Annotated in this window: 16 protein-coding genes; 3 read left to right on the top strand and 13 right to left on the bottom strand. The window is 56.2% G+C overall.

Annotation, left to right across the window (positions count from 1 at the left end; translation table 11 throughout):
* Positions 1-3 precede the first annotated feature (3 nt).
* From VEI50_00675 to ispH, 5 genes are all read right to left on the bottom strand, one after another.
* A complete protein-coding gene (locus VEI50_00675; protein ID HXX73626.1) occupies positions 4-774 on the bottom strand; it encodes an MlaE family lipid ABC transporter permease subunit in 771 nt (256 codons plus the stop codon).
* Positions 771-1,628, bottom strand: coding sequence for a hypothetical protein (locus VEI50_00670; protein HXX73625.1), 858 nt, complete (start codon positions 1,626-1,628; stop codon positions 771-773). The genes VEI50_00675 and VEI50_00670 overlap by 4 nt, the downstream gene beginning before the upstream one ends.
* Positions 1,607-3,784 (bottom strand): squalene--hopene cyclase, encoded by a 2,178-nt coding sequence (gene shc / locus VEI50_00665; GenBank protein HXX73624.1) that lies wholly within the window; start codon positions 3,782-3,784, stop codon positions 1,607-1,609. Before shc ends, VEI50_00670 begins: the two co-directional genes overlap by 22 nt.
* A gap of 197 nt (positions 3,785-3,981) precedes the next feature.
* The gene (gene smc, locus VEI50_00660; protein HXX73623.1) at positions 3,982-7,647 is read right to left on the bottom strand and encodes a chromosome segregation protein SMC; all 3,666 of its coding nucleotides are present in this window, start codon (positions 7,645-7,647) and stop codon (positions 3,982-3,984) included.
* 165 nt (positions 7,648-7,812) lie between these two features.
* The gene (gene ispH, locus VEI50_00655; GenBank protein HXX73622.1) at positions 7,813-8,808 is read right to left on the bottom strand and encodes a 4-hydroxy-3-methylbut-2-enyl diphosphate reductase; all 996 of its coding nucleotides are present in this window, start codon (positions 8,806-8,808) and stop codon (positions 7,813-7,815) included.
* Between the two features lie 144 nt (positions 8,809-8,952).
* Between ispH and VEI50_00650 the strand changes: the two genes are divergently transcribed.
* Positions 8,953-9,663, top strand: a complete 711-nt coding sequence (locus VEI50_00650) for a response regulator transcription factor (GenBank protein ID HXX73621.1) — start codon at positions 8,953-8,955, stop codon at positions 9,661-9,663.
* Positions 9,660-11,525, top strand: a complete 1,866-nt coding sequence (locus VEI50_00645; protein HXX73620.1) for an ATP-binding protein — start codon at positions 9,660-9,662, stop codon at positions 11,523-11,525. The genes VEI50_00650 and VEI50_00645 overlap by 4 nt, the downstream gene beginning before the upstream one ends.
* Here VEI50_00645 and VEI50_00640 read toward each other — a convergent pair.
* From VEI50_00640 to VEI50_00630, 3 genes are all read right to left on the bottom strand, one after another.
* On the bottom strand, positions 11,498-12,490 hold the full coding sequence (locus tag VEI50_00640) for an inorganic phosphate transporter (protein ID HXX73619.1): 993 nt from the start codon (positions 12,488-12,490) through the stop codon (positions 11,498-11,500). The two genes, VEI50_00645 and VEI50_00640, sit on opposite strands and share 28 nt — an antisense overlap.
* A gap of 162 nt (positions 12,491-12,652) precedes the next feature.
* Positions 12,653-13,273, bottom strand: coding sequence for a DUF47 family protein (locus VEI50_00635; protein ID HXX73618.1), 621 nt, complete (start codon positions 13,271-13,273; stop codon positions 12,653-12,655).
* 87 nt (positions 13,274-13,360) lie between these two features.
* Complete coding sequence (locus tag VEI50_00630) at positions 13,361-14,353, bottom strand: beta-ketoacyl-ACP synthase III (protein ID HXX73617.1); 993 nt, start codon at positions 14,351-14,353, stop codon at positions 13,361-13,363.
* Between the two features lie 158 nt (positions 14,354-14,511).
* On the opposite strand from VEI50_00630, the gene bamD reads away from it, so the two are divergent.
* On the top strand, positions 14,512-15,447 hold the full coding sequence (bamD, locus tag VEI50_00625; GenBank protein ID HXX73616.1) for an outer membrane protein assembly factor BamD: 936 nt from the start codon (positions 14,512-14,514) through the stop codon (positions 15,445-15,447).
* A gap of 151 nt (positions 15,448-15,598) precedes the next feature.
* On the opposite strand, the gene VEI50_00620 is transcribed toward bamD, so the two are convergent.
* The 5 genes from VEI50_00620 to VEI50_00600 all read right to left on the bottom strand — a co-directional run bounded on the left by VEI50_00620 (position 15,599) and on the right by VEI50_00600 (position 20,150).
* Positions 15,599-16,345 carry a cytochrome c biogenesis protein CcdA gene (locus VEI50_00620; GenBank protein HXX73615.1) on the bottom strand — a complete coding sequence of 249 codons (747 nt, stop codon included), beginning with the start codon at positions 16,343-16,345 and terminating at the stop codon, positions 15,599-15,601.
* Positions 16,346-16,349: 4 nt separating this feature from the next.
* Entirely contained in the window at positions 16,350-16,901 is a 552-nt protein-coding gene (locus VEI50_00615) for a TlpA disulfide reductase family protein (protein ID HXX73614.1), read from the bottom strand.
* An 11-nt stretch (positions 16,902-16,912) separates the two neighbouring features.
* Positions 16,913-17,455, bottom strand: a complete 543-nt coding sequence (locus tag VEI50_00610) for a TlpA disulfide reductase family protein (protein ID HXX73613.1) — start codon at positions 17,453-17,455, stop codon at positions 16,913-16,915.
* Between the two features lie 263 nt (positions 17,456-17,718).
* Positions 17,719-18,633, bottom strand: coding sequence for a c-type cytochrome biogenesis protein CcsB (gene ccsB, locus VEI50_00605; protein ID HXX73612.1), 915 nt, complete (start codon positions 18,631-18,633; stop codon positions 17,719-17,721).
* Between the two features lie 83 nt (positions 18,634-18,716).
* Positions 18,717-20,150 carry a cytochrome c biogenesis protein ResB gene (locus tag VEI50_00600; GenBank protein ID HXX73611.1) on the bottom strand — a complete coding sequence of 478 codons (1,434 nt, stop codon included), beginning with the start codon at positions 20,148-20,150 and terminating at the stop codon, positions 18,717-18,719.
* Between the last annotated feature and the right edge of the window lie 136 nt (positions 20,151-20,286).

Genomic DNA, 20,286 nt, shown 5'->3' with positions numbered 1-20,286 from the left:
GGCTTACATCAGGACGGACGTGAGGAAATAATCCCACACGAGAATCACCACCGACGACAGTACCACGGCCTCGGTTGTGGCGGTCCCTAATCCTTCGGCGCTCTGTCTCGTGTAAAAACCCTTGTAACAGCAGACCCAACTGACGATGAGCCCGAAGCTGATCGATTTCAGGATGCCCCCGTAGACATCCTTCCATTCCACTGCCGACTCCATTGAATTCCAGTATGAACCTGCGTTCACGCCCAAGAGATCCACCCCGACGAGATAGCCTCCGTAGATCCCGACCACATCAAAGATCGCGACGAGCAACGGGACTCCGATCAGGCCCGCCACCAGCTTGGGGGCGATGAGGTATTGCAGCGGGCTAATCGCCATCGTATCGAGAGCGTCGATCTGCTCGGTAATTCGCATGATCCCGATTTCAGCGGTCATGGCGGACCCGGCCCGTGCCGTCACCATCAGCGCGGCGAGGACCGGCCCCAATTCTCGAATCATACTGAGCGCAACTGCGGAACCGAGCCATCCTTCCGCACCGAACTTCCGTAACGAGTAGTATCCTTGCAGCGCCAAGACCATGCCGGTAAACGTGGCTGTCAGGACCACGACGAAGGTCGACTTATACCCGATAAAATGCAATTGCTTGACGATTTGGACGACGCGCAGCGGGGGACGGATGAGCCATGCGAACGCGGACACGACAAAGATGAGCATCCTCCCCATTTCTCGGATGAGCGCCAACACAGCCGTGCCAATATGCTCGGTGAAATTCGTCATTGGAATTCTCCGGCCGCCGATCGAACGCCGTTGGGCATCGCGGCATACCCTTTGAAAAAATCAGTCAGTCGATCGGCAGCCACCCGACTCTGCCTTCGCAATCGATTTAACCCCGCAAAGCTCGATGGATGGCCGATCAGCGCCCACAACCCATTGAGCCACCCAGTGGGCCTGAGAAAGAGATTGAAGTCAAGAGGCAGATCTTCGTTGAGAAGATCAGACACGGTGCGTACGATTGCCACTGGAATACCGCTTTCGTGCGCCACGGCTGCCAATGCGGCACTCTCCATGTCGAGGCCGACCGCGCCCGTGAGATCGCGTATGGCCCGTTTCTCATCGGCTCGCCAGATGATTCGTGGAGTCGACACGATCGTACCGCTCTTCACGGGTATCCCGGCTTCTCGCCCGACGGAAAGCAAACGAAGACACTGGTCCTGCGAGCACGGAGTGAGACCTTCTCTCCTGATCCTTTGCCCATCATGAACAACCGAAACGACTTCTGACCCGATAATCAGATCCCCGATGCCGGCCGTCGTCAGCGCGCAAGCAAATCCCGTCGATAAGGCCAACGTCCATACACCCTCACTGAGCACCGATCGGGCAACCTGACTCGCACGACCGAGGCCGACGCCGGTTTGAACCACGTAATAGAGGCGCCCGTTCCGTTCCGTCTTGCCACAGCGGATGCTTCCAAGAATCGTCGTCTCGTCGAGTGAAAGAGCGGAATGAAGGGCGCGGAACTCCCAGCGAGTGGCAACGAATACTGCGATGCGTGTGACGGCAGGAGTGGAATGGGCACGAACACAACCAGTGGATTGGGCTGGCGCGATCGTCAACGATCCGACCGATAGCACCCGGAGATCATTACCTGCCTGCGTATGTCATCGGCGCGCATCCTTCCGCGTGTCCGTAAATTCCTATACATGGCGAGTGCCCAAAGCGGAAAGTATTGGCAATACCAGTGATAGCGCAAATAGAACACGCGCGGGAACCCAGTGCCGGTATGGCGCACTTCTTCCCACGACCCATCCTTCATTTGATGCCGAAGGAGATACTGAACCCCTCGAACCACGCTGAAGGCATCTGTGATGCCAGCAGACATCAAAGCCATGAGGGCCCAGGCGGTTTGTGATGGGCAACTCTCTCCCTCCCCCCTCGACTCGAACTCTCCGTAGGATAGGCAAGACTCCCCCCAGCCACCGTCCGGATTCTGCTTCGATTCGAGCCAGGAGACCGCACGGCGAATGTACGGCTGCGACAGATCTTCGCCGATCGCCCGTAGACCGGCCAACACGGACCAAGTGCCATAGATATAATTGACTCCCCAGCGGCCATACCAACTGCCATCCTCCTCCTGCTCCCGCTTGAGGAACGCCAACGCCGGTGCAACGGCCGGATGAGTCTGGTCATAGCCCAGCGCGGCCAGCATTTCCAGGCAACGCCCGGTCAGGTCGGCCGTACTGGGGTCGAGCAACGCATGGTGGTCGGCGAACGGAATATAGTTGAAGACGATGCGATTGTTGTCCTTGTCATAGGCGCCCCACCCCCCGTCCGATCCTTGCATGGCGAGCACCCAGTTCATCCCTCGCCGGATGGAGTCCCGTAATTCGGCTGTCTGAGCCACGTGGACCTTAGACAAGGCCATCAAGACCACCGCGGAATCGTCCACATCGGGATACAGTTCGTTTTCAAACTGGAAATACCAGCCGCCCGGTTCGGCGTTGGGGGATGAGAACTTCCAATCCCCGACCGTCCTGGTCTGCCTTGATACGAGATACGTACAGGCCTTCTGCAGCGACGGATGGTCCTGAGCCATCCCGGCTTCGACCAAGGCATTCATCAACACCGACGTATCCCAAATCGGAGAGTGGCAGGGTTGGAGATGCATCGTCTCAACCCGCTGCTCGCCGCTCCCGATGCTGTCGTAGACTTCCAGGTCTTCGATCTCGCGGAGCGCTTTCTGCACGAGCGGGTCGTCAACTTGATAGCCCAAACACCTGAGCGCCACGATCGAATTCGCCATGGCGGGATAAATCGCCCCGAGTCCGCCGCTTCCTTTGATGTGCTCCAACATCCATGTGGCCGCACTGTGGAGAGCCTTCTCACGCAGCCAACTGACCGGCATCCGGTCATACACTTTCAGCACGGCATCTAGCACCACAAAAAGATTGTGCGGGGTAAACCACCCTTGATCTTTGTTGAACGGAGGAAACCGGCGATACCGAATCTGCGTCCGTGGGGTGACATAGAGTTCGTCGATACCCTCTTCTTGAGGGATGCGGCAGACAGGCTGGTCTGCAAACACAATGAGTAATGGAATCAAGACCGCGCGCGACCAGTACGATATCGCATAGATGCTGAAATAAAACCGCTTCGGCAGCAGCATGATTTCGGGAGGCATACTCGGGATGCCTTGCCAATCGTACTGACCAAACAGCGCCAGGGCGATCTTCGTGAAAACGTTCACCTGGACGACTCCGCCTTTCGCGAGGATGCAATCCTTTGCTCGCACCATGAAAGGCTCCTGCGCCGATACGCCGCTGAGCTTCAACGCGAAGTAGGCCTTCACCGACGCACTGATCTCCGAAGGACCTCCGTAGTAAATCGGCCATCCGCCGTCCGGTAATTGCGTTGAACGGAGATAGCGGACCGCCTTACGTTCTCGTTCGAGATCAACCCGATCGAGGAATCTTCGAAGCATGAGGTATTCGGAAGTCAGCGTCGTGTCCGCCTCGAGCTCAGCGACCCAGCAGCCTTCGGATGTATGCTGCCGTGCCATAAACCACGCCTGGCTCCGACGCACTGCATCATCAATAGCCTCGACCTGACCACCTGAGTGCCCGCTAGCACGCCGACCCGGCGTGTCGACCGTGGCGGGAGACGTAGATTTTTCCGAGATGAGGCGCAAGGCCGGGGTCTTTGAAAATTCCGCTACGAGGCGGAATTTTTCCGGGACGGACGCGAAAAGGCCATCCGACAGACGGGTGAATATGGTTCGAAACAGTTTCATCGTGCTTCTAATCTGGGAAACACCCAAGGCAGACGGGAACGCGAGAACGACTGATTCCGCTGCCAGGACGAGACGGAACGAGTCTGCACACTCGGGGAGCTGCCTATCGCTGGGCTTATAACAGACGCCCTCCCTCAAGTCAAGAATTGAAGAAGTGGAAGTCCTCTGAACTACGAGGATTTTTGTTGGATCGTCGCCTAGGCAGGCTGTAAATCGGTCAACCGGACGGAAACAAGTTTTGAGATTCCCGGCTCTTCCATCGTCACCCCGAACAAGGAATCCGCGATGGCCATCGTCCGTTTATTGTGGGTAATGACCATGAATTGCGCATCCTGGGCCAGCTCGCACAACACGCCGGTAAAGCGTCCGATGTTCTCCTCATCGAGCGGTGCATCGATTTCGTCGAGGATGCAGAACGGTGTAGGTCTGATCAGAAAGCTCGCGAAGAGCAGAGCCATGGCCGTCAAGGTTTTCTCCCCCCCGGACAGCATCGCAATACTCTTCAGGCGTTTGCCTGGAGGTTGGGCGACGATTTCCACCCCTGGTTCCTGGGGGCCGCGGTTTTCATCCGTCTCATCCGGAGGACTTTCCACCAATTGGAGCTCTGCACGACCACCGGGGAAAAACTTGGCGAAGACATCGCCGAATTTCTGCTGCAACTCGGCAAAGGTATTGACGAACATCTCCTTGGTCGTTCGGTTGATGCGCTGAATAATTTCCTTGAGCGAGCTGATGGACGCGGCCAGGTCCTGCTCTTGAGTGGAGAGGAAACGAAACCGTTCCTCCAACTCTTGATGCTCGCTGATCGCAGCAAGATTGATCGGCCCCATCCGATCGAGTCGGTCTCGGACCTTCTGGAGCTGTTCTCGTAGCGCCGGCTCGTTCGCCGTTGGCTCGGCATCGCCACCAGGCTCGACTGTTAAGGTCGCGGGCATCCCTTCTGCCAGCAGACGGAGGTCAACCTGATACGTCCCGAGGAGAGTGGACTCCACTGTACCGAGTTGAGTTTTGACCTCAGCTCGCCGTACTTCCACCAGCATCCGAGCCTCGCGAATCGAGGTGATCCGTTGGTGTACTTGATCGAGTCCGCTCTCAAGCTGTCGGGCAGTTACCATGTCTTGCGCTTGCTGCTCCTGTGCTTCAACCAGTCGAGCCTTGATCTGGACCGCTGTCTGCCCCAGCTCCTGGCGCAAGGTCTCCTGTCTGAGCCGATCCGCCCGACATTGTTCAATCGAAGTGACGAGACTTTCGATCTGGCGGGTGAGAGCTTCGACACGCGTATCAGCCTCGACTTGAGCCTGCCGAAGGCGCAACAGATCCTCCTGTCGATGTTCAGAGGTCGTCCTGAGGCCTTGGGCAATCAACTGTGCCTCTGTCAGCTCTTGTCGCAGCACTTGTACACGGTGGTCGATCTGGCTGAGTCGTGCCCGCACCTGTCCAAGCCCGGTTTCTTGACCGAGTTTTTCGCTTTTCCACTGCGCAAACTGGGCTTCGCCGGAACGTATTTCTTGATCCAGTTGCCGGCCCTCGCGCGAATGTTGGGTTGCATCACTCGTCAGTGTGTCGATCCGCTGCGCCAGCTCTCCCAGTATGTGCCCGATCCCGACCGCATCTTTTTGGAGAGACAACGCTCGCATCTCGGCATCGCGGAGTGCATCGGCCAGCCGCCGTAACTCTTCCTTGAAGCCCACGGCGTGAGCAAGGAGCTGCTCCCGGCGTTGCCTGCCCTCTTCCACAGCAGCAACCAATCGTTCTCGCTTGGCATCGAGATCGAGAACCTCTCGACGTCGCTGGAGTAACCCTCCTGTGGTACTCACCTGTCCGCCTGTCATCACTCCCGCAGGGTCGAGAATTTCTCCCGCACCAGTCACGAGCACGGGGCCGTCTGGTGCCGACCACGAATGCTGTTCCCAAAGCCGAGTCGCCGTTTCCAGCGAGTCCACAATGACAACACGATCGAAGAGGTAGTTTCGCGTTTCCTCGCGGTGGTGCTCCGCCTTGATTAGGTCGACCGCACGCCCCACGACACCGGGTTGATCCTTGATTGTCGGCCACCAGGTTTCCAAGGAAGAAGTTCGGCCGGTCCAGCGCGGCTGTTGAGGGATGAACGTGCCTCGCCCAAGATCGTTGCCTTTCAAAAAGCCGATGGCGTGGGTAGCCGCTGCAAGCCCATCGACAAACCATCCACGTACCCGTTCACCGAGAATAGCGTCCACCGCGCGGTCAAGGCCCGGCGGGATGATCAACCATTCCGCCACCGCGTCGTGCACACCGGTGCAGGCTTTGAGGGCGGTGGCTTCTTCCTGTCCACAACGGCCATACCCCATGTCTTCCTGCAACACACCCTGCAGTGCCCGCAGGTGAGAGTCTACCGCAGCCAACTCTTCCGATTGACGCAGTAGTTGTTGGTCGATCACCACCAAGTCTTCTGCCGCGCGGTCATTCTGCTGCACGACCTGCTGATGCTGCTGGCGGAGAGTCTCTACCAATTGCTCGGCTTCACGGCAGGAGGCTTGAAGCTGCAGATGTCGATCATGTGCCGCAGCTTGTTGGGCCTCGGTTTCCCCTCGCTCTCTTGTCAATCGTTCGTCGCGCCCGGCTATGTCTTGCTTGCGCGTTGCTAATTGAACCAAGCCCTGTTCTGCATGTGCAACTAGGACGGTCAGGTTGAGGACGTCGAGTCGGCCCCGTTCTTCTTCCGCCACTGTTGTGGACCGTTGATGGAGTAATGTTTTCATCTCACGGTCGAGCGCAGTCACGGTCTGTTCCCGTTCCGAAGATTCGCGCTCCAAGGTCACGAGAGCTTCCTCTATGGCTTCCGTCTCCGATCGTAGACGGCGTCGTTCTTCCGCGAGTCGGTCGAGTTCCTGTTTCCCTTGCAACAACTGCTCTTCAAAGAGACCGCCTCGATTCCGCTCCACTTCAGCCGCCGTCAGCGCTTGCGCCTGTTGCTGCTCGACTGTCGTTAACTCTTCGTGCACACGGGCGATCCTGTCATTCGCCTCGAACACCGTAAGTCGTACCTGTTCGAGCGCAGCCACAAGCCGCGCCTGCTCGGCCGCTTCTCCTGATTCCTGTTGAGCGCATGTCTGGAGTTCAGCTTCTACACCTTTCATGGTCGCTCGGAGCGTTCGGTATTCATGCGTCAACAATTGGATCTCAAGGGATTTCGCCTCCTGCTGGAGCGTCTGATACGAACGCGCCTGCCGCGCCTGCCGTTCCAAGGCATTCAGCTGCTTCTTGACTTCGGCAATGATATCGCGCACGCGTAAGAGATTCTGCTGTGTGGTGTCGAGTTTGCGCAAAGCTTCTGCCTTCTGTTTCTTGTAGCGGATGATGCCGGCCGTTTCTTCGATCAACTCGCGACGGTCTTGCGGAGAGGAGTTGAGAATCTGATCAATTTGTCCCTGGGCAATAACCGTGTGCCCTTTGGTGCCTGCGCGCGTGTCGAGCAACGCGCTCCGGATGTCTTTAAGGCGACAGGGCGTCTTGTTGATTAGATATTCGCTGTCGCCGTTCCGGTAGAGACGGCGCGTAATCATGAGTTCCTGAAATTCGGCCAATTGACTCGATAGCCCAGACAAAGGATCGACGTTGATCCGATCCAATTCGCTGATCACCAATGACACCTCCGCCATCCCAAGGGGTTTCCGCAGTTCGGTCCCGTTGAAGATGACGTCTTCCATCTTCTCGCTGCGGAGCGTTTTTGTACTCTGTTCCCCAAGTACCCAGAGGATGGCATCGACGACATTGCTCTTACCGCTCCCGTTGGGTCCGACGATGGCCGTGACGCCGTCCGGAAATTCGATGCGGGCCTCGTGGAACGATTTAAAGCCCAGCATTTCGAGCGATTTCAGGTACATGGCGACTCCTTTTCAGGGGTGGTATGGCCAGCCTGAATGAACCAGACAAACGGGGGTCTTGTAACACAAGACCTTACGAAAAATCAAAGAAAAATACTGCCTGTAGTGGGCTTTGTTAAAAAGCCCACAATATTTTGACGGTTGAGTGTAAGGGAAGGGAAAAGACTAGCCTGCTTGGATCGCCACTGGTTTCTTCGACGATTCGATTGTGATGAGTTCCTTCGGAAGAAGAAATTCGACGTCTTCCTCGATCACAGTGAGATCTTCAACTTCAGCCGTGCCATAGGTCTTCAGGTAGGCTACAACTTCCTCTACCAACACTTCGGGGGCCGATGCCCCGGCGGTAATTCCCACCGCTTTCACGTTCTTGAGCCAGACCGGGTCGATATCGGATGCGGAGTCAATCAAATAGGAAACAATCCCGCAGTGTTCCCCCAACTCCCGCAAGCGATTGGAATTAGAGCTATTCGGGGAGCCGATGACCAGGATGACATCGACCAACTTGGCCAGTTCTTTGACCGCGTTTTGACGGTTCTGTGTGGCGTAACAGATGTCTTCCTGGTGGGGCCCCTTGATGTGGGGAAACCGTTGGTGGAGGGCACCGACGATATCTCGGCATTCGTCCACGCTGAGTGTCGTCTGGGTGACATACGACAGGTTCGTGGTGTTCTCGACCTGCAGATTTCGTACATCTTCGACCGAGGACACGAGGTGAAACTTGTCCGGGATCTGACCGAGTGTTCCGATCACCTCGGGATGGCCCGCGTGGCCGATAAGAATGAGATCGTACCCTTGCGTGTAATCACGGTTCACCTCATTGTGAACTTTGATCACAAGAGGGCACGTCGCATCGATGACGTGCAATCGTCGGTGATGCGCTTCCTCCCAAACCGACTTCGCCACACCGTGCGCGCTGAAAATCACCACCGAGCCTTCCGGAACTTCGCTCAATTCTTCGACGAACACAGCCCCCTTCTGACGGAGCGAATTCACGACATGCCGGCTATGGACGATTTCGTGTCGCACATAAATCGGCGCACCATATTTCTTCAGCGACAGGTCAACAATATCGATCGCCCGATCGACGCCGGCACAGAATCCTCGCGGGTTGGCAAGATAAATCTTCATCGTGATCCGCTCTCCCTCATAGCCCGATAGCATTGGTCGCCCTCACGCCAAGCCAACATGGTCGTCTCGTTTACCTTACGTCAGATCAGCAGGTTCCGTCAACAGTTTTGCCCGTCCTCCGGCAGATTCCGTCTCTTGACAGGGTTTTCACGGCCCCGTAGGCTGGACCTATTCACCATGTCGCCCGCACCGTTAAAGAAGATTCTCATCGTCGAGGACGAACAGGACATCCTGCAATTGGTCAAATTGTATCTGGAGAAAGAGGGATTCCGAACTGTCACGGCAGCGACCGGTTCAGAAGGTTTGAAGCAGGTTAAGCAGGAGAAGCCCGATCTGATCATCCTTGATTTAATGCTTCCCGAACTCGACGGACTTGAGGTCTGCAAACGGCTTCGTTCGGCTCCAGAAACGGCGATGCTGCCCATCATCATGTTGACGGCCAAAGCCGAGGAGTCGGATACCGTGATCGGTCTTGAGTTGGGCGCTGATGATTATGTCACCAAGCCTTTCAGTCCAAAAGCGCTGATGGCACGTGTCAAAGCGCTCTTTCGTCGACTTGATCGCAAACCCGACGAACGTCTGACTCGATACCAATATGGACGCCTGGTCATGGACTTGGCCCGTCACGAGGTTACTCTGAACAATAAAGACATTCCCTTGACGGCGAAAGAATTCGGACTTCTTGAGCATCTGTTGCGAAACCCGGGCCGCGTTCTCACACGCGAGGTGCTTCTCAACACCGTGTGGGGGTATGATTATTACGGTACGACTCGGACCGTCGACGTCCATATCCGCCGCCTGAAACAAAAAATTCCGCTCCTGAACGAAGCCATCACCTCGGTCAAATCGATAGGATATAAGTTGAAAGAAGCGGACCGGACGGCATGACTCTCCCCATCCGATGGAAGGTGACGCTCGCCACGCTGGTGGTGCTCGCCTGCGGACTCATCACTGCCGGTCTTCTCGCCGCTCAGTCGATCAAGCAACAGGAGATTGCTCAGTCGAGTCAAACCCTGGAAGTCCGGACCCAGCTCGTCGCTCATCAATTGCAACCTCTTCTTCTGGGTCCCAGCCCTCTGCCGCCCACAACACAACTCCAAGCGATCGTCCGCGATTTGAGTTCGTTGGCCCTCGTGCGTATCACGCTCGTGGCGGCGGATGGATCGGTTTTGGCCGACAGTGCCGTCCCTGATCGAGAACTGGCAGCTGTCGAAAATCATCGAACGAGGCCTGAAATTCAAAGCGCGATCGCCTCCGGATTCGGAACCGATCTCCGCATGAGCCACACGACCGGCCAGCGAACGTTGTATCGAGCGGTCGGGTTGAAACGGGATGGCGACCCGACCTATTCGATTTTTCTGAGGCTCGGGCTTCCGATGACAATGTTGGAACAGGAGTTGGGCAAGTTACAGCACAATCTGGCTCTTGCGTTCGGAAGTGCGTTTCTCATCGCCGTCGCGCTAAGCGTGTGGTTGGCACGCGGGCTGACAAAACCGTTGTCGGACATGGCCAAGGCAGCCAGTCAGCTGGCCGCCGGTGACCACGGCGTTCGTATCCAAACATCGGCGCAGGACGAAGTCGGACTTTTAGGCGATGCGCTCAATCACATGACCGCCGAGCTCCGAGTGAAAATCGAGGAATTGTCCGAAGATCGGTCGCAGTTGCTGGCGATGCTCACTTCGATGGTTGAGGGGGTGATGGTCCTCGACTATCGCGGTCGAGTCCTTCAGGTCAATCCGGCCCTTGAGCGCATGTTTGACATCAGTCGATCGGAATCGCGTGGTCGCCGCTGTGCCGACGTGTTCCAGCACCAAGACTTGAATCAGTTGGTTTCGAACGTGCTGGCATCCCGCAATGGGCAAGAATCCGAGATTATCCTCTCACCGAGTGGGCGGTGCCTCCATGTCGAAGCCTCAATCGCAGGAGGTGAACAGGACAATGAAGCCTGTGCGGTCCTGGTGCTCCATGACATCACCGAACTCCGGAGACTTGAGAACATCCGCAAAGATTTCGTGGCGAACGTCTCCCATGAATTACGGACTCCGCTGACCTCAATCAAAGGGTACGTCGAGGCGCTCATCGACGGAGGGAAAAACGACCCCGACACGAGCTCGCGCTTCCTCGATATCATCCTCAAGCAGAGCGACCGACTGAATTTGATTCTCGACGACCTGCTGCAGCTTTCGAAGATTGAATCCGGTCAAGTCCTGTTCAAGCGAGACCCGCTGCACCTCAGCACCGTCATTGAGCGGACCTTGGCCATGCTCAAACCCCTTGCGGATAAAAAAGGGCATCGCTTGACGTCGTGGATTGCTCCGGATCTCCCGCTGATTGCTGGCGATGAAGAGCGCCTCGTGCAGGTGCTCATGAACCTGATCGACAATGCGATCAAGTACACGCCGGAACATGGAACCGTCACCATCGCGGCCCATCGCGCGACATCTGGCCCCTCTTCCGCCAGCTCCGCCAGCGATCAGATCGACTTGACGGTCACCGACACCGGTATGGGCATTCCCGAACGGGATCGTCCCCGAGTCTTCGAGCGATTCTATCGCGTTGATAAGGCGCGCTCGCGCGAGCTGGGAGGCACAGGGCTCGGGCTGGCCATCGTGAAACATATCGTCGAAGGACACGGTGGACAGGTGTGGGTAGAGGCAAATATCCCGACCGGGAGTCGTTTTGTGGTGCGATTATCCGTCTACCACGTCGTTTCGCCGGACTCTCAGCTCAATCTGGTTCCGAGCAGATAAATCACGCACGACAACAGCGCCGCACCGGGCAATGTAAACAACCAGGCATAGAGAATCCGCTTCGTCACCCCCCAGCGCACCGCAGACAGTCGCTTAACCGCGCCAACACCCATGACCGAAGAGGTGATCGTGTGCGTCGTGCTGACTGGCAAACCGATGTGCGCCGTGACCATCAGCACTGCTGCAGCGCCGGTTTCAGCGGCGAACCCATGAACCGGTTCGAGCTTGACGATGCGCATCCCCAAGGTCCTAACGATCTGCCAGCCTCCCACCGCCGTCCCCAGACCCATCGCGATAGCACAGGCTCCGATGACCCAACCCGGCACCTCCGCCGTTTGAATCTGGCCCGCCGAAAGGAGAGCCAGTGTAATGATACCCATTGCCTTTTGAGCATCGTTCGCCCCGTGGCTGAATGCCATGAAGCAGGCCGACAAGAGTTGTAGCCGTTTGAAGAACCGCGTCGCCACGCTCCGCGCGATCCGGAAACAAGTCCAGCTGATCAGCACCATTAATAGAAGTCCCATCGCAAACCCGCAAAACGGCGACAAGACCATTGCTTCCAACACGGACCGGAGGCCGGACAATTTCACGGTCTCCCATCCTCCGTGAGTCACCGCCGCGCCGACGAGCCCACCGATCAAAGCGTGGGAGGAGCTGGTCGGAAGACCAAGCATGAGCGTGAGCAGATTCCAGAGAATCGCCCCCGCTAACGCTGCTGCAACCATCTGCTGTGTAACGGACGTCGGATCAATGATTCCCGATCCGAGCATCTTCGCAACCGCCGTCGACATGAATGCGCCAGCGACGTTGAGAGCCCCCGCTGCCATCACGGCCACAAACGGGCTGACCACTCGTGTGGAGACCACGGTCGCGATTGCGTTCGCACTGTCATGCCAACCGTTCGAAAAATCGAACATGAGCGCCAGCAGGACGACGAGGAGGAGCATCCCGCCCAAATCAGGCATGCGACACCCTGGTGAGGCGAAGGGAGGGGGCAGGCGGCAAGCCCTGCGGATTCCCTGCGAGAACAAACACAACCAACAAGGCCGCCGATCGGTCGAGCACCGCAGTCTGATCCCTTGTGATGAGCCACTGGCCTCTCACGCCTTGCCTCTTACCGGGTTCATTTAGTGGTGTTTTAAGGCGATACGCTCAAGAATATTGGCCACGTCCTCACACCGATCGGTTCCTTCTTCAAAGCCCTCGTAGATCTCTTTTAGTTTGATCACCGCCATCGGATCGTTTTCCTTTTCGAACAACGCCGAGATTGCGTCGCGAGAAACACGATCCGCTTCGTTCTCCAAGCTATTCACCTGAACACTACATTCATTCACTTGGGGATGGCCCATCCCCAAACGATCCACTCCCCGACCGACCGCGACAGAGGCTTGATACAAAATGTTTGCCAGCTTGATCGCCATATCGGTCGGTTTTGCTACCTTGTAGAGCACGAAGCGGTCAGCGATCGCCTCGGTCACATCGAGAATATCGTCCAATGCGCTGGCAAGGTCATGGATATCCTCGCGATCGATCGGCGTGATAAAGGTCTGGTTTAGCCGTAGGGCGATGTCGTGGGTGATGCCGTCCCCCACATGTTCCACGTCCTTGATTCGCTTGGCTTGTTGGACCGGATCCTGGAAGTGTTCCATCATCTCTTTCAGGAGACGACTCCCCTCGATCATGTTATGCGCGGCCTTCTTAAACATCTCGAAGAACGCTTCTTCCTTGGGAATCAGCCCAAACATCATCGAGTCGCCCCTCCTATCGTGCGCTGGTTACATTCCACGAGTCCTGTTACGTCGAGATTACGAAACGGCTACCGGCCTGTAAATTGTTCACCACCGGAGGATTCCCGTCGCCCAGGTGAGTCCCCCGCCAAAAGTGCCCAGCACGATAAGATCGTTTGGTCTGATCGAGCCGGCTCGGACTGCATGATCAAGGGCAATGGGGAGAGATGCCGAAGACGTATTACCGTAGTGCTCGATCACAGAACAGATTCGCCCTGCCGGAATCTTCAGGCGTCTCGCAACCTGCTCGAGGATACGCGCATTAGCCTGATGAAGGATCAGCTGCGTCACCTCTTGAAGGTCAATCCCGAACTCCTTCACCACATCCCGCACAGCTTCCTCCAGCCGCCGGACTGCCTGTCGAAACAGCGGAGATCCTTTCATCCGCAATGTGTGACCCATTGCGTTCACCGTCTCTTGCGTCGTCGGGGTTCGAGACCCTCCAGCAGGAATACGAATGTAGTCATGACCTGATCCGTCGGCATGGAGACGTAGGCCCAAGAGACCTCTGCTCGGATGGCTGCTGCCCGGCTCTGCGCGGACCACGACAGCTCCAGCCCCATCCCCAAACAAGAGCGCCGTGTCGACATCCGTCCGATCCAACGTCCGAGATTTCACCTCGGCTGCTACCACGAGACATGTTTTGAGCTGTCCACTTCGAATCATGGCGTCCGCCATCGAGAGTCCATAGAGAAAACCCGAACAGGAAGCAGAGATATCGAAGGCCGGCACATTCCGACACGCCAGGAACCGCTGAACGAGGCAGGCCGTTGACGGGAATGCCGTATCAGCCGAAGTCGTCGAAACCACTATTCCATCCACATCAGCAGCGGCAAGACCCGCGGTCGCCAAGGCTTGTCGACCTGCCTCCGCAGCCAGATCTGAGGAGGCTTGCGCCGGAGATGCCCAGCGCCGCTCCTTGATCCCCGTGAGCCGCTGCACGGCAGCTGCATCAACCCCTAGCGGTTCACCGACCTCGCGATTGGATATCTCCCGTTCAGGGATATATGAGCCAGTCCCGATTATTCTGGTTCGTACCATTTTCTTGGGGTTGCCCCCTCCTTTAGGAGACTAGCCGGCCCCCTGTGCGGGCGGGATTATAGGTCTCAGTGAGAAAGGGGTCAACCAAGTGCCAGTTTCATTGCATTTTACGCGCAAGCCTGATACAAACCGACACAGTGACAGGCTGACACAGTGACATGACAGTTTTACTTCAGCTAAAACCGCGAAAACGAGCTGCAATTGACCTCCGAGCGATCGGCTGTCTGGTGGTCTGCTGCTTACTGACTGCCTGTTCCACTACGCCCAAAAACCAAGATTCTTCAAAGAAAGCCCTTACTGGGACCGATGAGCAGATCTTTGTGGGAGACACGATTGAAAAGAACTACGACCCCAACGTGATCATGAAACGGGGCGAAGCCTTCTTCGATAAGGAAGAATATGGGGAAGCAATCGTCGAGTATAACCATTTTCTGGAGCTCCACCGTACCCATATGCTCGCCCCATATGCGGCTTTCCGAATCGGAGAAAGCCAGATGAAGCGAGCCAAGGGAATCCATCGAGACCCCGAACCGATTCAAAAGGCAATCGAGGCATTTGAGCGACTGCGAAAGGAATACCCGGGGAACCGCTATGAAACTCAAGCCGTCGAGAAAATTCAGGAATGCCACGACCTTTTAGCACAGACCCATCTCGTTGTCGGGCAATTTTATTATCGACGTGCCTCATACCTGGCTGCAGCTCACCGATTTGAGCAAATTATAAAACTCTACCCGGATAAGTCGGTTGCGCCGGAGGCCCTCTATTTTCTAGCCTTGAGCTATCACGATCTGGGAGCCGAGGACTGGGCCAGCGAAAACCTGATACTGTTGGCCGAAAAATATCCCAACAACAAGCATGAAGGTGAAGCCCGACGGTTGTTGGCCAAGATCGGAAACGTGAATTCTCCCACGCTGCTCGCTAAGAAATCCGATTCCGGCCCATCTGGGCCTCCCTCTATCGCGACCGAGCCAGATTCCCATATCAGCTCCCCGTCCGGCTTCGCTCCTCCGACCGCACACGGTTCACTAGGAATCCCTTCCGCCAACGTCCTTATACCGTCGTTCGTGACGTGCCGCCTCGGCGCCTGGTGCTAGGTTTACAGCGAAGACGCTGTCAGCAATCAGCAACGAGATTCTCCACCAAGGCTGAGGACTGTGGACTGAGGTGGAAAGAGGAGGTTTGCGGAACCTGGCGCGAAGACGAGATTCAAGAGCGGGAAGCTAATCGCTGATGACTGACCGCTGTTTACTGCCCGAGATACCAACCGATGCCATACCGCTCTAGAAAACCGGTAATCATCGTCAACGTGTTGGCATAGATCATCACGCCCACGATAACCAACAAGACCCCGCTCACTGTCGAGACGCCCCACAGGTAGGCCCGTGCTTGTTTGAAATAGACCAGGAAACGATCCACTCCTAACGCCGTCACGAAGAGTGGTAAACCCAAGCCGACCGAGTACGCCGTCAGCAGCGTGACGCCGCTCGTCAGCGAATCGGTCGTGCTAGCATAGAGCAAAATGGTTCCGAGGACGGGACCGACGCAAGGCGTCCAGCCCGCAGCAAACGCAACGCCGATGAGAAATGATCCAAGGTAACCGGTCGGACGATTTCTGAATTGATACCGATGCTCCATTTTCAAAAAATTCAGATTCAGGATGCCCAATAGATACAGACCGAAGACGACGATCAACACCCCTCCGATCCGTCTGACGTGGTCTTGGTAGGTAATCAACAGCTGCCCGAGGAAACTCGCAGAGGCACCGAACATAATAAAGACGGCGGAGAATCCGGCGATGAATAAGAGGGCGTTGGCGATGATGGCTTTCTTGAATTTGGATCGCTCTGTGGCATCCGTCAGTTGTTCCACGGACAAGCCGGTAATGTATGAGATGTACGAGGGGACCAGCGGCAGCACGCAGGGCGAGATGAATGAAAGCAAGCCCGCGGAGAATGCAGCGATCACGGAGATCTGTGGAAGGGACTGCGTCATGCTCTTACGACTTCATCAGCACTTGAATCAACTGGTGGGCTTCCGGGGCACTCCAGTCACGTGCTCCAAAAATCTGTTGTCGGACAACTCCGTTGCGGTCCACCATGAACGACATCGGCAAGGTGCGCGCACCATAGGTCAACCCCACCCGATAGTCGGCATCATGCAGAATCGGAAACGTCAGACCGATTTCCCGCTGAAACGGACGGGTCACGGCAGCTCCTTGCGGATCTGTGGATACGGCAAGAATTTCAAAGTCCTTTCGGGGAAAAGTGCGGTAGAGCTGCTCCATGGCCGGCATTTCGACACGGCAGGGTCCGCACCATGTCGCCCAAAAATTCACGAGAACGACTTTCCCTAGAAAATCCGACAACGAGACGGCTTTTCCATCGAGGTCCCGCAACTGAAAATTCGGCGCGGTGTCGCCTGGCTTGACGAGGCCACGAGACGCAACCTTAGAAGCCACGCCCCTGTCGACGAAGAACGACGTCCCATATTCTCCAGGCAGAATCGCCACGAGGGTCAGAGCACCCCCGATCAACCCCAGTCGGGTCATCCGTTCCTCGCTTACATCGTTTGACGGCCTGCATCGACCGTCTTGGGTGTCACGTTGAGCAACTTCGTAATCACCGGGAGGCTATCCAACCGTGTCCAATCCCGTGGTCCTATCACAATCTCTCGGATGACGCCCTCTTGGTCGATGATGAATGTCTCAGGCACACCCATCCGCTTATAGGGCTTATCAGTTTGCCCCCACGAATCGATCAACACCGGAAACGTCAGGTTCATGCCTTTGACGAAGGGCGGGATATCCTTCGTCGTCGTGACACGGTCAATACTCACCGCCAAGACTACCAATCCGTCTTTCTCAAAGTTCTTATAGAGCACTTCCATTGACGGCATTTCCTCGCGGCAGGGCTTACACCAAGTGGCCCAGAAATTGAGGAATACCACCTTGCCACGAAAGTCAGAGAGTCGGTAGGGCTTGTCATTGAGATCCGATAAGGCGAAGTCCGGCGCCTGCTTGCCTACGACCAATGGTTCGTACTTGGCACTCTGCATCCACACAATGCCAAACACAGCGCTGAGAATGAGCACCCCTGCCAACAAGATGAGGAGGCGTGAGCCGCCTGTTCGAGATGCAGGATGAGATGAGCTAGGGATCGAAATTTCCGACAAGATTGTTCCTTTCCAACCGTTTATAAGGATGTTCAGAATGTCGCCTTCTCACCCCCTCACCCCGGCGCGCCGAGACGCGCCGTCCACCGTGCAAGGCCGCAGCAAGCGAGGGCCCCGAGGCGTACAGTCGTTAGTACGTTGAGGGGAGCGAGCGACCAAGAACGAAGTTGGTAGCCATTTTCAGCATCCTACGGCTAGGCGTAGGCGTGGAGGCCCGACAACAAAAAGTTCACACCCCAGAAACAGAAGATGACCATCAAGAACCCGAAGACCGCGTAGATCGCCGCTCGGCGGCCTTCCCACCCACGCGTCATGCGTGCATGGATGTAGGCCCCGTAAATCAACCACACAATCAACGACCAGGTCTCCTTCGGATCCCAACTCCAATAGCCACCCCAGGCATAGTTCGCCCACATCGCGCCGAGGATAATGCCGAAGGCGAGAAGCGGAAAGCCGATCATGATGGCTTTGTACCCCAATTCATCGATCGTCTCGAGGTCCGGGAACGAAGCAAAGAACCGTGACCGGCTCCCCCGCTGTTCCGCCCGCTCTTTGAACAGATACATCAGGCCCAGACCACCGGCCATGGCAAAAGCCGCATAACTGGTCAGGGTTACGGACACGTGAATATAAATCCAGTAGCTGTTCAGGGCCGGCACAAGCGGTTCGGCCGTCTGGTACCGATAGGGGAGGAGAGACGCGGCTCCCATCGCGATGAACCCGATACCCACCACGAACGCTCCGATGGCCTTGATCTTGTATCGCAACTCAAGCAGCACATACCCGAGAATAATTGCCCAGGAGACATAGGCCATGGCTTCGAATTGATTCGACCAGGGCGCGAAGGTCCCTGAGTGTTGGAGACGTTCAAAAGCGCGGGTGAACAAAGCCGCCGTATTCACGATCCACCCAAACACCGTAATCAGCGTCGCGACCTGTCCCAGTTGCGTCGCCCAAGCCCCATCGCGCTCATCGAAATTCTCAGTCGGATGACCGGCCGGGGCAAACGTCATTGCGGGACGTCGCGCGAAGAGATAGGCGATATAGAGAGTCAGAGCGGCGAGATAAAGCCAGAAGGTCATGTCGAATAAGAAGAGAGACCGCATCATAAGGTCCTCCGTCGATGGAATCAGGCAAGTACGCTAGTGTTTAATCATACCCAAGAAAGGGGTAGTTTGACCACCATATGTCTTCAAGCCGAAAACGTCCGAATCCTGTCGGTCAACTTCCGGAATTCTTTCTGAAAATCGATCTGGCTCTTATGAGAGGTCCCACCGAGATAGACCGCGACACCCCTGCCATCCGGTACGATCTTTGCCCAAAGGCGCCGATGATAGATAAAGGAAGACAGGGTGATCCCGACGACGATCATGGTCGACCCGGTCCACACAATATTGATCCCAGGATTCTTCGCGATCTGGAGGCCGGTATACTTCTTTGGCTTATACCCCACCAGTTCGAACTGATATTTTGAATCTTTGACCTCAAAGAGATCAGGGAATTGATAAAAAATCCACGGCGTGGCCTGAACAGTCTCACGTTCGTTGACCGCGAGTCTGATGGCGGGGTTCGCATGTTCCACCGTCTTTGAGAAGACCTTCTTTTCCGTTGAATTGAAGGCAAAGTCCGCCACGAAGTCCGTGATCGACAGCTTCAACTTGAGATCGGCGAGCGCCTGCTCCTTCTGCCACTCCAAATCAACCGTTTTGATCACCTTGTCAGTCTGTTTGTCCTTGATATTGATCCGCGCGACTTCGATCTGGTCCCATGCGTCGCCATAGCTCGACTGGTAAAACCAGATATTTTTATAAACCAGGGGGTCGTTGACGGTAATTGTCTTCGTAAGGACCGATTGCCCTCCCTCAAGAACCGTCAGTGTGCTGTTATACGATTTCACCGAACCGTTCTCATGATAATCGATCCAAAACTTATCGATCTTCAAATCAAAATTGCCGCGCGGGATGTGATAGGTCTGCCCTTCCAGGCAGACGCCGAACTCCTGAAACCCGTAATAGCTGCCGATCAACCCGCCGAGCACAATGACCGTCGCACTTAGGTGAGCCATGTGGGCTCCCACGCGACCAAGGACGCCCTTTGTCGCATAGACCGTCACCTCGCCTGGTTCGTTTTTCGCGAGCACGCGATAGCCCTTCTCGATCAAATGCTGCACGAGCTTCTCCGCCACCGTTTCTTTGCTCGCATCGACTGACACCTCTGCCTGTTGCTTCATCCCCTTAATGAAGGCGAGCGAGACACTGACTTTGTCCTGCCGCATGGATCGCCAGACGGCGGGAAAGCGCTTATAGAAACAGGTCAAGGAATTAACACAGAGGAGCCCGAGGATGCTGGTAAACCACCAGGTGTGATAGACGTCGATCAGTCCCAATCGAAGAAACCAGCGATAGGCGTTCTCTCCATATTCCTGAATGTAGGTTTCCGGTCGTTCGCCCTGCTGGATAACCGTGCCAATCGTCGCCGTGGCCGCCAAAAAGAGGAAGAGAAACATCGCCAGCTTGATCGAGGCGAAGAACTCGACCAGTTCCCGCGAGAACTCATCCCATCCCAAGCCGGGGCTGGAAGACCGAGGGGTATCCTTCTGAGGAAGCGCGTCCGGCTGGCCGTTCATGATTGCGTACCACTCCCTCCCCTGCTCACCTGACACAAGCCCTGGCTTTCCATTCGTATCGTAGGAATTCCTTGCTTCGGATCTTAAGGGATTGTCCCTGCCCGGAAGGCGAGACCCTGTTCACATTCAATAGCAC

Source organism: Nitrospiraceae bacterium (assembly GCA_035623075.1).
Classification (GTDB): Bacteria; Nitrospirota; Nitrospiria; order Nitrospirales; family Nitrospiraceae; genus DASPUC01.
This window is presented reverse-complemented; position numbering and strand designations above follow the sequence as displayed.

What these genes read in the sequence shown, in the direction of transcription:
- VEI50_00675 (HXX73626.1), bottom strand. Translation starts at nt 774, where the DNA reads ATGACGAATTTCACCGAGCATATTGGCACGGCTGTGTTGGCGCTCATC.
- shc (HXX73624.1), bottom strand. Translation starts at nt 3,784, where the DNA reads ATGAAACTGTTTCGAACCATATTCACCCGTCTGTCGGATGGCCTTTTC.
- smc (HXX73623.1), bottom strand. Translation starts at nt 7,647, where the DNA reads ATGTACCTGAAATCGCTCGAAATGCTGGGCTTTAAATCGTTCCACGAG.
- ispH (HXX73622.1), bottom strand. Translation starts at nt 8,808, where the DNA reads ATGCTATCGGGCTATGAGGGAGAGCGGATCACGATGAAGATTTATCTT.
- VEI50_00650 (HXX73621.1), top strand. Translation starts at nt 8,953, where the DNA reads ATGTCGCCCGCACCGTTAAAGAAGATTCTCATCGTCGAGGACGAACAG.
- VEI50_00645 (HXX73620.1), top strand. Translation starts at nt 9,660, where the DNA reads ATGACTCTCCCCATCCGATGGAAGGTGACGCTCGCCACGCTGGTGGTG.
- VEI50_00640 (HXX73619.1), bottom strand. Translation starts at nt 12,490, where the DNA reads ATGCCTGATTTGGGCGGGATGCTCCTCCTCGTCGTCCTGCTGGCGCTC.
- VEI50_00635 (HXX73618.1), bottom strand. Translation starts at nt 13,273, where the DNA reads ATGATGTTTGGGCTGATTCCCAAGGAAGAAGCGTTCTTCGAGATGTTT.
- VEI50_00630 (HXX73617.1), bottom strand. Translation starts at nt 14,353, where the DNA reads ATGGTACGAACCAGAATAATCGGGACTGGCTCATATATCCCTGAACGG.
- bamD (HXX73616.1), top strand. Translation starts at nt 14,512, where the DNA reads ATGACAGTTTTACTTCAGCTAAAACCGCGAAAACGAGCTGCAATTGAC.
- VEI50_00620 (HXX73615.1), bottom strand. Translation starts at nt 16,345, where the DNA reads ATGACGCAGTCCCTTCCACAGATCTCCGTGATCGCTGCATTCTCCGCG.
- VEI50_00615 (HXX73614.1), bottom strand. Translation starts at nt 16,901, where the DNA reads ATGACCCGACTGGGGTTGATCGGGGGTGCTCTGACCCTCGTGGCGATT.
- ccsB (HXX73612.1), bottom strand. Translation starts at nt 18,633, where the DNA reads ATGATGCGGTCTCTCTTCTTATTCGACATGACCTTCTGGCTTTATCTC.
- VEI50_00600 (HXX73611.1), bottom strand. Translation starts at nt 20,150, where the DNA reads ATGAACGGCCAGCCGGACGCGCTTCCTCAGAAGGATACCCCTCGGTCT.